The sequence below is a fragment of the Streptomyces sp. NPDC088554 genome (genome assembly GCF_044752945.1).
Lineage (GTDB): Bacteria > Actinomycetota > Actinomycetes > Streptomycetales > Streptomycetaceae > Streptomyces.
This window is the reverse complement of the sequence record NZ_JBIVMF010000001.1, coordinates 25,971-38,852: the sequence shown is the minus strand read 5'-3', so window position 1 is coordinate 38,852 and position 12,882 is coordinate 25,971. Positions and strand designations below refer to the sequence as shown.

General features: G+C 69.0%; 13 protein-coding genes. All 13 read right to left on the bottom strand.

Going from position 1 to position 12,882, the window contains the following annotated elements; all coding sequences use genetic code 11:
- Nucleotides 1-57: 57 nt before the first annotated feature.
- Complete coding sequence (gene atpD, locus ACIP8W_RS00180) at nt 58-1,497, bottom strand: F0F1 ATP synthase subunit beta (protein ID WP_401946517.1); 1,440 nt, start codon at nt 1,495-1,497, stop codon at nt 58-60.
- Nucleotides 1,498-1,500: 3 nt separating this feature from the next.
- Complete coding sequence (locus ACIP8W_RS00175; protein ID WP_401946520.1) at nt 1,501-2,430, bottom strand: F0F1 ATP synthase subunit gamma; 930 nt, start codon at nt 2,428-2,430, stop codon at nt 1,501-1,503.
- Between the two features lie 20 nt (nt 2,431-2,450).
- Nucleotides 2,451-4,046, bottom strand: coding sequence for a F0F1 ATP synthase subunit alpha (gene atpA / locus ACIP8W_RS00170; protein WP_401946522.1), 1,596 nt, complete (start codon nt 4,044-4,046; stop codon nt 2,451-2,453).
- Between the two features lie 165 nt (nt 4,047-4,211).
- Nucleotides 4,212-5,027 carry a F0F1 ATP synthase subunit delta gene (locus ACIP8W_RS00165; protein WP_401946525.1) on the bottom strand — a complete coding sequence of 272 codons (816 nt, stop codon included), beginning with the start codon at nt 5,025-5,027 and terminating at the stop codon, nt 4,212-4,214.
- Nucleotides 5,024-5,569, bottom strand: coding sequence for a F0F1 ATP synthase subunit B (locus ACIP8W_RS00160; protein WP_401946528.1), 546 nt, complete (start codon nt 5,567-5,569; stop codon nt 5,024-5,026). The genes ACIP8W_RS00165 and ACIP8W_RS00160 overlap by 4 nt, the downstream gene beginning before the upstream one ends.
- A gap of 37 nt (nt 5,570-5,606) precedes the next feature.
- Nucleotides 5,607-5,837 carry an ATP synthase F0 subunit C gene (gene atpE / locus ACIP8W_RS00155; RefSeq protein WP_401946530.1) on the bottom strand — a complete coding sequence of 77 codons (231 nt, stop codon included), beginning with the start codon at nt 5,835-5,837 and terminating at the stop codon, nt 5,607-5,609.
- Nucleotides 5,838-5,921: 84 nt separating this feature from the next.
- Nucleotides 5,922-6,755: a F0F1 ATP synthase subunit A gene (atpB, locus tag ACIP8W_RS00150; protein WP_401946533.1), complete on the bottom strand. Its 834-nt coding sequence runs from the start codon at nt 6,753-6,755 to the stop codon at nt 5,922-5,924.
- A gap of 207 nt (nt 6,756-6,962) precedes the next feature.
- Nucleotides 6,963-7,400, bottom strand: a complete 438-nt coding sequence (locus ACIP8W_RS00145) for a hypothetical protein (RefSeq protein WP_401946535.1) — start codon at nt 7,398-7,400, stop codon at nt 6,963-6,965.
- 272 nt (nt 7,401-7,672) lie between these two features.
- A complete protein-coding gene (locus tag ACIP8W_RS00140) occupies nt 7,673-9,019 on the bottom strand; it encodes an MraY family glycosyltransferase (RefSeq protein ID WP_401946538.1) in 1,347 nt (448 codons plus the stop codon).
- A gap of 205 nt (nt 9,020-9,224) precedes the next feature.
- Nucleotides 9,225-10,484 carry a serine hydroxymethyltransferase gene (glyA, locus tag ACIP8W_RS00135; RefSeq protein WP_401946540.1) on the bottom strand — a complete coding sequence of 420 codons (1,260 nt, stop codon included), beginning with the start codon at nt 10,482-10,484 and terminating at the stop codon, nt 9,225-9,227.
- Nucleotides 10,485-10,698: 214 nt separating this feature from the next.
- On the bottom strand, nt 10,699-11,343 hold the full coding sequence (locus ACIP8W_RS00130) for a protein-tyrosine-phosphatase (RefSeq protein WP_401946543.1): 645 nt from the start codon (nt 11,341-11,343) through the stop codon (nt 10,699-10,701).
- The gene (locus tag ACIP8W_RS00125; protein ID WP_401946545.1) at nt 11,340-11,987 is read right to left on the bottom strand and encodes an L-threonylcarbamoyladenylate synthase; all 648 of its coding nucleotides are present in this window, start codon (nt 11,985-11,987) and stop codon (nt 11,340-11,342) included. Before ACIP8W_RS00125 ends, ACIP8W_RS00130 begins: the two co-directional genes overlap by 4 nt.
- A 46-nt stretch (nt 11,988-12,033) precedes the next feature.
- A complete protein-coding gene (prmC, locus tag ACIP8W_RS00120) occupies nt 12,034-12,873 on the bottom strand; it encodes a peptide chain release factor N(5)-glutamine methyltransferase (RefSeq protein ID WP_401947397.1) in 840 nt (279 codons plus the stop codon).
- Nucleotides 12,874-12,882 lie beyond the last annotated feature (9 nt).

Sequence of the window (12,882 nt, the reverse complement as noted above, 5' to 3'; positions counted from 1 at the left end):
TCGCTGACAGCCTCGGAGGGGGGCAGGACGGACCCGCCCCCCTCCGAGCCGAACGGCTCAGGAGACGCCGAGTTCCTTGGCGCTGGCCTTGAGGTCGTCGAGGCCACCGCACATGAAGAACGCCTGCTCGGGGAAGTGGTCGTAGTCCCCGTCGATGATCGCGTTGAACGCGGCGATCGACTCGTCCAGCGGAACGTCCGAACCGTCCATGCCGGTGAACTGCTTGGCGGCGTGGGTGTTCTGCGACAGGAAGCGCTCGACGCGACGGGCGCGGCTGACGACGAGCTTGTCCTCCTCGCCCAGCTCATCGATGCCGAGGATGGCGATGATGTCCTGGAGGTCCTTGTACTTCTGGAGGATCCCCTTGACGCGGCTGGCCGCGTTGTAGTGGTCCTGCGAGATGTAGCGCGGGTCCAGGATGCGGGACGTCGAGTCCAGCGGGTCCACCGCCGGGTAGATGCCCTTCTCCGAGATCGGACGCGACAGCACGGTCGTCGCGTCGAGGTGCGCGAAGGTCGTGGCCGGGGCCGGGTCGGTCAGGTCGTCCGCCGGCACGTAGATCGCCTGCATCGAGGTGATCGAGTGACCGCGGGTCGAGGTGATGCGCTCCTGGAGCACACCCATCTCGTCCGCCAGGGTCGGCTGGTAACCCACCGCGGACGGCATACGGCCGAGCAGCGTGGAGACCTCGGAACCGGCCTGGGTGAAGCGGAAGATGTTGTCGATGAAGAGCAGCACGTCCTGCTTCTGCACATCGCGGAAGTACTCCGCCATGGTCAGCGCGGAGAGCGCGACCCGCAGACGCGTGCCCGGCGGCTCGTCCATCTGGCCGAAGACCAGCGCGGTCTTGTCCAGCACGCCCGAGTCGGTCATCTCGTCGATGAGGTCGTTGCCCTCACGCGTGCGCTCACCGACACCGGCGAACACGGAAACACCGTCGTGCAGCTTGGCCACACGCATGATCATTTCCTGGATGAGGACGGTCTTGCCGACGCCCGCACCACCGAACAGACCGATCTTGCCGCCCTTGACGTACGGGGTCAGCAGGTCGACGACCTTCAGGCCGGTCTCGAACATCTCGGTCTTCGACTCGAGCTGGTCGAAGGCCGGGGCCTTGCGGTGGATCGGCCAGCGCTCGGTGATCTGAGCCTCGGCCTCGGGCTCGTTCAGGATCTGACCGAGGGTGTTGAACACCTTGCCCTTGGTCACATCGCCGACGGGCACCATGATGCCCTTGCCCGTGTCGGTCACCGGGGCCTGGCGGACCAGACCGTCGGTGGGCTGCATCGAGACCGCGCGCACCACGCCCTCGCCCAGGTGCTGGGCGACTTCGAGGGTCAGGGTCTTGAGCTTGCCGTCCTCGGCGGGGTCTGCCACCTCGACGTGCAGGGCGTTGTAGATCTCCGGCATCGCGTCGACGGGGAACTCCACGTCGACGACCGGGCCGATGACCCGGGCGACGCGGCCGGTAGCGGCCGCCTCAACTGTGGTCGTCATTAATTATTCACTCCCCGCGTTCGCGTCGGCCAGGGCGCTGGCGCCACCGACGATCTCGCTGATTTCCTGGGTGATTTCGGCCTGGCGGGCCGCGTTGGCAAGCCGGGAGAGGCTCTTGATGAGATCCCCGGCGTTGTCGGTGGCGGACTTCATCGCGCGTCGGGTGGCCGCGTGCTTGGAGGCGGCGGCCTGGAGAAGCGCGTTGTAGATCCTGCTCTCGACGTAGCGCGGCAGCAGGGCGTCGAGGACGTCCTCCGCCGACGGCTCGAACTCGAACAACGGCCGGACCTCGCCGCCGCGCTTGACGACCTCGGCCGACTCCTCCGCGGTGCTGGGCGCGAGGGTGAGCGGCAGCAGCTGCCGCTCGACCGGCGTCTGCGTCATCATCGACACGAACTCGGTGAAGACGATGTGGACCTCGTCCACCCCGCCCTCAGCGGTGTCCTGGGTGATCGCCTCGATGAGCGGGGCGGCCACCGCCTTCGCGTCGGCGTAGGTCGGACTGTCCGTGAAGCCCGTCCACGAGTCCTTGACCGGCCGCTCGCGGAAGCCGTAGTACGACAGGCCCTTACGGCCCACGATGTACGTGTCGACGTCCTTGCGCTCGGTGCGCAGCTGTGTCGTCAGGTGTTCGGCTGCCTTGATGGCGTTCGAGGAGTAGCCGCCGGCCAGACCGCGGTCGCTCGTGATGAGCAGGATCGCGGCCCGGGTCGGCTTCTCGACCTCGGTGGTCAGGGCGTGCTTGGTGGTCGAGCCGGTCGCCACCGCGGTCACCGCGCGGGTGAGCTCGGTCGCGTACGGCTCCGACGCCGCCACCTGGCGCTGCGCCTTGACGATGCGCGAGGCGGCGATCATCTCCATCGCCTTGGTGATCTTCTTGGTCGCGGTGACGGATTTGATGCGACGCTTGTAGACCCGGAGCTGGGCTCCCATGAGTCAGGTCCCTTCCGTCGTCACTTGGAGACGTTGGCGGCCGGCGCGTCGTCTCCGAGGAGCTTGCCGTCCGAGGTCTCGAACTGCCGCTTGAAGGCGGCGATGGCGTCCCCGATGGCCTGGAGCGTGTCGTCGGACATCTTGGCGCCCTCGGCGATGCCGGTCAGCAGCTCCTTGCGCTCGCGGCGCAGGTGCTCCAGCAGCTCGCTCTCGAAGCGGCGGATGTCCTCGACCGGGACGTCGTCCAGCTTGCCGGTGGTGCCGGCCCAGACGGAGACGACCTGCTCCTCCACGGGGTACGGGGCGTACTGCGGCTGCTTCAGCAGCTCGACAAGACGCTTACCGCGCTCCAGCGACGCCTTGGAGGTGGCGTCCAGGTCGGAACCGAAGGACGCGAACGCCTCCAGCTCGCGGTACTGGGCGAGGTCCACGCGCAGTCGGCCGGAGACCTGACGCATGGCCTTGTGCTGAGCGGAACCGCCGACTCGGGAGACCGAGATACCGACGTTCAGCGCGGGCCGCTGGCCGGCGTTGAACAGGTCGGACTCCAGGAAGCACTGGCCGTCGGTGATGGAGATGACGTTGGTCGGGATGAACGCCGACACGTCGTTCGCCTTCGTCTCGACGATCGGGAGACCCGTCATCGAGCCGGCGCCCAGGTCGTCGGAGAGCTTGGCGCAGCGCTCCAGCAGACGCGAGTGCAGGTAGAAGACGTCGCCCGGGTAGGCCTCACGCCCCGGCGGACGGCGCAGCAGCAGCGACACGGCGCGGTAGGCGTCGGCCTGCTTCGACAGGTCGTCGAAGATGATCAGGACGTGCTTGCCGTCGTACATCCAGTGCTGGCCGATGGCCGAACCGGTGTACGGCGCCAGGTACTTGAAGCCGGCCGGGTCGGACGCGGGCGCCGCGACGATGGTCGTGTACTCCAGCGCTCCGGCCTCCTCCAGCGCACCGCGTACGGACGCGATGGTGGAGCCCTTCTGGCCGATGGCGACGTAGATGCAGCGGACCTGCTTGTTCGTGTCGCCCGAGCGCCAGTTGTCGCGCTGGTTGATGATCGTGTCGACGGCCAGGGCGGTCTTGCCCGTCTGGCGGTCGCCGATGATCAGCTGACGCTGGCCGCGGCCGATCGGCACCATGGCGTCGACAGCCTTGTAGCCGGTCTGCATCGGCTCGTGCACCGACTTGCGGACCATGACGCCCGGGGCCTGCAGCTCAAGGGCGCGGCGGCCCTCGGTCGCGATCTCGCCGAGGCCGTCGATCGGGTTGCCGAGCGGGTCGACGACCCGGCCGAGGTAACCCTCGCCGACCGCCACGGAGAGGACCTCGCCGGTACGGGTGACCGACTGCCCCTCCTCGACACCGCTGAACTCGCCGAGGACGATCGCGCCGATCTCGCGCTCCTCAAGGTTGAGGGCGAGACCAAGGGTGCCGTCCTCGAACTTCAGCAGCTCGTTCGCCATGGCCGAGGGCAGTCCCTCGATCTTGGCGATACCGTCTCCGGCCGCACTGACCGTACCGACCTCCTCGCGCGAGGCCGCGTCCGGCTTGTACGACTGGACAAAGTTCTCCAGCGCATCCCGGATCTCCTCCGGCCGGATCGTGAGCTCCGCCATCTGGGTTCCCTGCTCTCCTTGTTGGGCCCGAAGTTTCTTTGGGGGTCTGGGGTTGGCCCCCAGGGAAATCTTCTGCAATCTCTGCACGGCCCAACCGGGCCGCTGGTCTTGCCTCTGTATCTGTCGCCGGCGCGCGGGGCGCCGGCGGTCTTCCGCTACCGACGGTCAGCCGGCGAGACGCTGTTCCGCTTCTTCGAGGCGGGCCGCGACCGTACCGTTGATGACCTCGTCACCGACCCGCACCGTGATCCCGCCGAGGACCTCGGGGTCCACTTCCAGGTTCAGATGCATCGCGTGACCGTAGAGCTTCGCCAGAGCGGCACCGAGGCGCTGCTTCTGTACGTCGGTGAGCGGCACCGCCGAGGTGACGACGGCGACCCTGCGGTCCCGGCGCGCCGCGGCGAGCCGGGAGAGGGTCTGAAGACCCACTTCCAGGCTACGTCCCCGGGGCTGCGTCACCAGACGCACGACGAGACGCTCGGTCACCGGGTCGGCCCGGCCGCCCAGCAGGCTGCGCAGCAGGGTCGTCTTGGCCACGACCGTCGCCGACCTGTCGGTCAGCGCCGCACGCAGCCCGGTGGAGCCCTCGACGATGCGGCCGAACCGGAACAGTTCGTCCTCGACGTCGTCCAGCGAACCGGCCCGCTGCGCGGCGGTCAGCTCGGCGGTGGCCGCCAGCTCCTCCACCGAGTCCACCAGGTCACGCGCGCGCGACCAGCGGGTACGGACCATGCCGCCGATCAGATCGGCGGTCGGACCGCCCACCTGCCCGGCCAGCAGCTGCCCGGCCAGTTCGGCCTTGGCCTCACCGGCACGCGCCGGGTCGGTCAGGACCCGGCGCAGCGAGACCTCTCGGTCGAGCAGCGCCGTGACGGCGGTCAGCTCTTCCGCGAGCTTCGCGGCGTCGACCGAGGTCGAGTCGGTCAGCGCGTCGAGGCGCTCACGCGCGGCGGCCAGCGCCGCACGGCTCGCTCCGTTCATCGAGTCGCCTCTGCCTTCGAAGCGCCGTCCTCGAGCTGGTCGAGGAAGCGGTCGATGGTGCGGCTCTGCCGGGCGGAGTCCTCCAGGGACTCGCCGACCAGCTTGCCGGCCAGGTCGGTGGCGAGCTTGCCCACGTCCCGGCGCAGCGCTGTGGCCGCGGCCTTGCGGTCGGCCTCGATCTGCGCGTGACCCGCGGCGACGATCTCCTCGCGCTGCCGCTGGCCTTCCGCCTTCATCTCCTGGATGATCGCGGTGCCCTGCTCGGCCGCCTCCTGGCGGAGACGCGCGGCCTCGTGCCGGGCCTCGGCGAGCTGGGCCTTGTACTGCTCAAGGACGCTCTGCGCCTCGATCTGAGCCGCTTCGGCCTTCTCGATACCGCCTTCGATCGCCTCATGGCGCTCTTCCAGGGTCTTGTTGATGACCGGGAGGAGTTTCTTGGCGAAGACGAAGTAGATAATGCCGAAGCAGATCAGACCGATGACGACCTCGGGCCAGACCGGAACCAGCGGGTTCTGCGGTTCTGAGGCTGCCAGGTACATCATGGTGGACCTTTCGTCGAAAACGGCTGTGTCCGGACCGTCAGATGATGAACGGAACGACGAAGCCGATCAGGGCGAGGGCCTCGACGACGGCGAAGCCGAGCAGCATGTTCTGGCGGATCAGGCCGGCGGCCTCGGGCTGACGGGCGATCGCCTGGACACCGTTACCGAAGATGATGCCGACGCCGATGCCGGGGCCGATCGCGCCAAGGCCGTAGCCGATGGTGCCGATGTTGCCTTCAACGGCCGCGAGGGTCTCGAGAGCAGACATTGCTGGTTCCTTCTCTTGGTGGGCCGGTGGGTGTTTTTGGTCCACCGGACGTGTGGGGTTCAGCGAGATGGCGTTCGGCCTGGCTCAGTGAGCCTCTTCGAGCGCCTGGGAGAGGTAGGTGGCGGTCAGCACGGTGAACACGTACGCCTGGAGCGCCTGGATGAACATCTCGAAGACAGTGATCACGAGAGTCAGCGCGAAGGACGCCGAGGCGTAGAAGGTGCCCAGCACGGTGCCGAGCATGTACCAGGTGGCGATCGTGAAGATCAGGATCAGCGCGTGACCGGCGAACATGTTCGCGAACAGTCGGACGGCCAGCGTGAACGGCCGCAGGAAGATGTTCGACATGAACTCGATCGGGGTGAGGATCAAGTAGATCGGCTTGGGCAGCCCGCTCGGCACGCAGAGATTCCTGATACCCCCGACGAAGCCGTTGGTCTTGAAGGTCACCGTCATGTAGGTGAGCCAGACCACGAGCGCCAGGCCCGCCGGGAAGGCGATCACCGAGCTGACCGGGAACTGGGCGAGCGGGATCAGGGCCCAGAGATTCAGCATCCAGACGAAGAAGAACAGCGAGACGAGCAGCGGCACGAAGGGCTCGGCCTTCTTGCCGATGACCTCACGGCCGATGCCGCGCCGGACGAAGTCGTACAGCGCCTCGGCGATCATCTGCATCTTGCCGGGCACGACCTTCGGCCTGGCGAAGGCCAGCCAGAAAAAGCCCATGATCAGGATCGAGCCGAGGACCGCCAGCAGCATCGGCTTGTTGATTTCCACCGGGCCGACTTTGGCGATCGGTTCAAAGATGAACGACCACACGCTCGGTCCCTCGAAACCGCAGCCCTTGAACAGATGGCAGTCGGTCTCGAAGGCGAGCACCTGCGTCGGGTCAGCACTCACCGGGGGCTCCTTCAGCATGGCGCATAGGTACGGCAACCTCGTTGTGTCGGCGCGGCGCGCAGCCGCGATTCGGCACTGGACTGGTGAAACGGATGTGGGGACGGCGGTCGGGCCAGGAGCCTCGCGTGAGAACAGGCGTCAGCTCGGATGCCCGCGTCAGCAATGCCGCAGTTGGCACCGGACGATAGCAGGGTCCCGAACAGGCACTTATTCCGGCCCTACCCCTCACGCCGAAGAACCGCTCTTTTCGGCCTTGTCGACCGCCGGGGACTCGGGTTCGACATAAAGGGTCTTGGCCGTCATATGCGCACGGGCCTGAGCGGCGATCCAGACGAGGGTCGCCGCGACCAGCGCGGACGCGAAGGCCTTGGGGTTGAACAGCGTGGTGTCCTTGATGACTGCCAGGAATACGAAGAGCGCCAGGATCTGGGTCATGTAGAGCAACAGGCCCATGCCCTGGAAAAGATGGGGAAACGACTTGGCCACGCGTTCGAGCACCACAAGCCCGGCCCCCATGAACACAAGGACCACAGCGGTGCCGATGACAGCTCCCAGCGCCCCCTTGCCGCCCGCGAGGACACCGCTGATCACGACGGCGACACCGCCGACGGCGGCGGTGGGCACGGCGGCGTGAAGAAGGGTCCGGAAGTCACTGGAGGGCATGGCGGCAGCTCCGCATGGGGTAAGGGCACGGGGGTCGTCATGGACGAGGGTAAGCCCCGGTCAGAGAGCGTGTTCTCGGGCCGATGGACCGTCGTTCCAGGATCCTTCGGTTCTGGCACCGGATCTCGTGAATAGTATCACAAACTATTTGATGAGATCTTTACTATCACGGTGTGCTCACCGTCACACAGGAGAGTTACCTCGCGCGTGTGTGCGGCAGAGAAGTGCGCCTTGTCTGGTATGGACCATCAACGGGATGAATGGCCGACCACTCACCGCCGGGAACCGGCCCTCCCCCGCTCGGGAAGACGCGAACGAGCGCCGAGGGCGGTCGCCCCGTTGACGCCGGCGGGAACACGAGTATGCTCCTCCGCCCCTGCGGCACCCTCCTCCGCGACGGCGGCCAGGGCGTCCTCCAGCGGCTCCACCGGATCCGGAGAGGGCGTCCGCTCGCGGCGGCGGTAGCGGGGCGGCACGAAGGACTGCGCCCAGAGCGGCGCCCGGGGCGTGAAGCGCGGCAGCAGCAGGAGCACCAGGCCCACCGCGGACAGCCCGACGATGACCAGCAGGATCCACATCGACGCCGAGTGCACGGAGTAGGCGACAACACCGAACGCGATCAGCGCCGACCAGAAGTACATGATCAGGACAGACCGGCTGTGGGAATGGCCGATCTCCAGCAGCCGGTGGTGCAGATGGCCGCGGTCGGCGGCAAACGGCGACTTGCCGTTCCAGGTACGGCGGACGACCGCCAGCACCAGGTCCGCGAACGGGATCGCGATGATCGTCAGCGGCAGCAGCAGCGGAATGAAGACCGGCAGCGCCGCGTGGGTGGCCTGCCGGGTGGAGCCCTCGAAGATCTTCAGCGCGTCCGGGTCCACCTGCCCCGTCACCGAGATCGCGCCCGCGGCGAGCACCAGCCCGATCAGCATCGACCCCGAGTCGCCCATGAAGATCCGCGCCGGATGCATGTTGTGCGGCAGGAAGCCCACGCACATGCCCATCAGGATCGCGGCGAACAGCGTCGCGGGGGCGGCGGCCTCGATGCCGTACCCGTACCAGATCCGGTACGCGTACAGGAAGAAGGCCGCGGCGGCGATGCAGACCATGCCGGCCGCGAGGCCGTCGAGGCCGTCCACGAAGTTGACCGCGTTGATCGTGATCACGACCAGCGCCACGGTGAGCAGCGTGCCCTGCCAGGCGGTCAGCGAGACCGTGCCGAAGCCGGGTACCGGGATCCACAGGATGGTCAGACCCTGCATCACCATCACACCGGCGGCGATCATCTGGGCGCCCAGCTTGATCAGCGCGTCGAGTTCGAACTTGTCGTCCAGCACGCCGACCAGCCAGATCAGCGCGGCCCCGGAGAGCAGGGCGCGCGGCTCGTTCGACAGCTCGAAGACCCCGTTGAGGTTCTGCAGGTTGTCGGCGACGAGCAGTCCCGCGCACAGACCGAAGAACATGGCGATACCGCCGAGCCTCGGTGTCGGTTCGCGGTGGACGTCCCGCGCGCGGATCTCCGGCATCGCCCCGGTCGCGATGGCGAACTTCCGCACCGGGCCGGTCAGCAGATAGGTCACCGCGGCCGTCACACAGAGCGTCAGCAGGTAATCACGCACGGGCTGCCCCACAGGAATCGCTGGCCATCTCAGATCTACACCTTAGAGGGCCCGCGTACGGGCGTGTGCTGACAGTCGGCCGGGCGGTCGCATGGCGACCCGTCACCGGCACAGGTGTTCCAGGATGATGGCAGAGCCCCCCGCCTTCATGATCACCGGGGTGGGTCGGACCGGTGGCCGCGCCGGTCGTCCGGCGGCGACCGGACTACCTCGGGTACGGCGGAAAGCGCTCCGCCAGCTCCCGCACCTCCGCGCGGACCCCACGCGCCGTCTGCGCGCCCTCCCGCAGCACCGAGGCCATCCTGGCCCCGATCCACGCCATCTGCGGCTCCCGCATGCCCTGGGTGGTCACGGCGGCGGTCCCCAGCCGGATCCCCCGCCCCTCCGTGTACGGCAGCGCGCAGGTGTCCAGCACCATGCCCGCCGCCGCGAGCCGGCCCCGGGCCTCCCGGCCGTCCACCCCGAGCGGCGCCGGATCGGCCGTGATCAGGTGCGTGTCCGTACCGTCCGTGGTGATCCGCACCCCCTCGGCGGCCAGCGCCTCTGCGAGCACCCGCGCGTTGGCGACCACCTGATGCGCGTACGCCGTGAACCCCGGCCCCGCCGCCTCCCCGAACGCGACCGCCTTGGCCGCGACCGTATGCATCTGCGCGCCGCCCTGCGTGAACGGGAACACCGCCCGGTCCACCCGCTCCGCGTACCGCTCGCCGCACAGGATCATCCCGCCGCGCGGCCCCCGCAGCACCTTGTGCGTCGTCGCGCACACCACATCCGCGTACGGCACCGGGCTGGGCGCCGCACCCCCGGCGACCAGCCCGATCGGATGCGCCGCGTCCACGATCAGATACGCGCCCACCTCGTCGGCGATCTCCCGGAACGCCGCGTAGTCGATATGGCGCGGATACGAGATCGAACCGCAGACGATCGCCTTCGGCCGGTGCGTACGCGCCAGCTCCCGCACCGGCCCGTGGTCGATGCGGCCCGTCTCCTCGTCCACCCCGTACCCGACGAAGTCGAACCACCGCCCGGAGAAGTTGACCGGAGCGCCATGCGTGAGATGCCCGCCGTACGGGAGCCCCATCGCCAGCACGGTGTCCCCGGGCCGCAGCAGCGCCGCGTAGGCCGCGAGGACGGCGGAGGACCCCGAATGCGGCTGCACATTGGCGTGCTCGGCCCCGAACAGCGCCCGCGCCCGCCCGGTCGCGATCCGCTCGGCGGCGTCCACCAGCTCGCAGCCGCCGTGGTACCGGGCGCCGGGGTAGCCCTCGGCGTACTTGTTCGCGAGCGGCGAGCCGAGGGCCGCCAGTACGGCGGGCGAGGTGAAGTTCTCCGCGGCGATCAGCTGAAGACCGTCCGACTGCCGCCGCAGCTCCCCGAGGAGCACCTCGGCCATCTCGGGATCCTGACGCCGCAGGGCGTCCTGACCGGCGGCGGGAAGGACGGACGGTTCGATGACGACCGGCATGACGGACTCCGAACCTCAAAGGTGATGGCAGTCACATTTTAGGCTCGGTTCGCCTCCGAGGCGCTCTTGTCGCTGTCGACGGTCGGCCGTGCTCGGTTCGTTCGTTCCTCACGAACCTCCGCGCGCTCTCCTCCACGACAGCGGCGCGTCCCTTCGGCTCACTCGCCGGGCGGGACAGGCGGCCGGAGGGCGGCCGGGCGCGCGAGGACCGGGCTCAGCCCTTTATGCCGGTCAGCGCCGTCACCACCGGGTCCAGGGCCTGGTTGATCTCCTCGCCGATCGAGCGGAAGAACGTGATGGGCGCGCCGTACGGGTCGTACACCTCGTCCGCCTCCGCCGTCGGGGCCAGCAGCCAGCCGCGCAGGGCGGCGGCGGCGCGGACGAGGGCTCGGGCGCGTTCGACGACGCCCTCGTCGAGGGGGTCGGGGAGCGTCGCCGGGTCTATGGCGCGTACCAGCCGGGTGAACTCCTTGAGCGTGAAGGTCCGCAGCCCCGCGGAGTGGCCCATGGAGATCACCTGGGCGCGGTGGTCGCGGGTCGCGGTCAGGACCAGGTCGGCGCGGATGACGTGCTCGTCGAGCAGCTCGCGGCCGACGAAGCCGGAGGCGTCCGCGCCGAAGTCGGCGAGGACGGCTTCGGCGTTGGCCTCCATGGGGGCGCCCTCGTGCCCCCAGGTGCCCGCGCTCTCCACGATGAGGCCGCCGGGCAGCCGTTCGCCCAGCCGGACGCTCAGGGCGTGCCGGTTGAGCCGCTCGGTGATCGGCGAGCGGCAGACGTTGCCGGTGCTGACGTGGAGGATGCGGAAGGGTGTGCCGGTCTGTACGGTCTCCGCTATGCCACGCCCCTCAGGGGCGGTCAATTGGCCACCTCTAGGTCGGGTACCACCTTGCGGAGCTCCTCCGCGTCGAGGGCGCCGGCCCGCAGCAGGACCGGGACCTTGCCGGTGACGTCGACGATCGAGGAGGGGATGTTCGCGGGCGTGGGTCCGCCGTCGAGGTAGACGGAGACGGAGTCGCCGAGCATCTCCTGCGCGGCGTCGCAGTCCTCGGGGGCGGGGTGTCCCGTGAGGTTGGCGCTGGAGACGGCCATGGGGCCGACCTCGGTGAGCAGTTCGATGGCGACGGGGTGCAGCGGCATCCGGATCGCGACGGTGCCCCGGGTGTCGCCGAGGTCCCACTGGAGGGACGGCTGGTGGCGCGCGACCAGCGTGAGGGCGCCCGGCCAGAACGCGTCGACGAGTTCCCACGCCTGCTCGGAGAAGTCCGTGACCAGGCCGTGGAGGGTGTTCGGGGAGCCGATCAGGACAGGGGTGGGCATGGTACGGCCACGGCCCTTGGCGGCCAGCAGATCGGCGACGGCGTCGGAGCTGAAGGCGTCCGCGCCGATCCCGTACACGGTGTCGGTGGGCAGCACGACCAGCTCGCCGCGGCGTACGGCCGACGCGGCCTCGCGCAGACCCGTGGCACGGTCGGTCGCGTCGTTGCAGTCGTATCGCCGGGCCATCAGCGGGTCTCCTCTGTTGTGGGTACGCCGGTCGGGGGCGGGTTCGTCACGGCATGGCCTTACGGGCCGTCGCGAAGCGGGGGCGCTTGTTCAGGTCGGGGTGGTCGGCCGCGTCCGCCCAGCCGGATTCCTCGTTGAAGATCCACGGCACCTGTCCGCCCTGGGTGTCCGCGTGTTCGATGACGACGAGACCGCCCGGCCGCAGCAGCCGGTGCGCGGTGCGTTCGATGCCGCGGATGGTGTCGAGGCCGTCCTCACCGGAGAAGAGGGCCATCTCGGGGTCGTGGTCGCGGGCCTCGGGGGCGACGTACTCCCACTCGGTGAGCGGGATGTACGGCGGGTTGGAGATGACCAGGTCGACCTGGCCGTTGAGGGAGGGCAGGGCGGTGAGCGCGTCGCCCTGGTGGACGGTGACCCGGGAGCCCTCGGCGTTCTTGCGGGTCCAGACGAGGGCGTCCTCGGAGAGTTCGACGGCGTGCACCCGGGAGCGCGGCACTTCCTGCGCGATGGCCAGGGCGATGGCCCCGGAACCGGAGCACAGGTCGACGACGATCGGCTCGACGACGTCCATCGCGCGGACGGCGTCTATCGCCCAGCCGACGACCGATTCGGTCTCCGGGCGGGGGACGAAGACGCCGGGCCCGACCTGGAGCTCCAGGTAGCGGAAGAAGGCGCGTCCGGTGATGTGCTGGAGCGGTTCGCGGGCCTCGCGGCGGGCGATGGCCTCCCAGTAGCGGGCGTCGAAGTCGGCGTCCTTGACGTTGTGCAGCTCGCCCCGCTTGACGCCGTGCACGTACGCGGCGAGTTCCTCGGCGTCGAAGCGCGGTGAGGGCACGCCCGCGTCGGCCAGCCGCTGGGTGGCCTGGGCCACCTCGGAGAGCAACAGGCCGCGTCG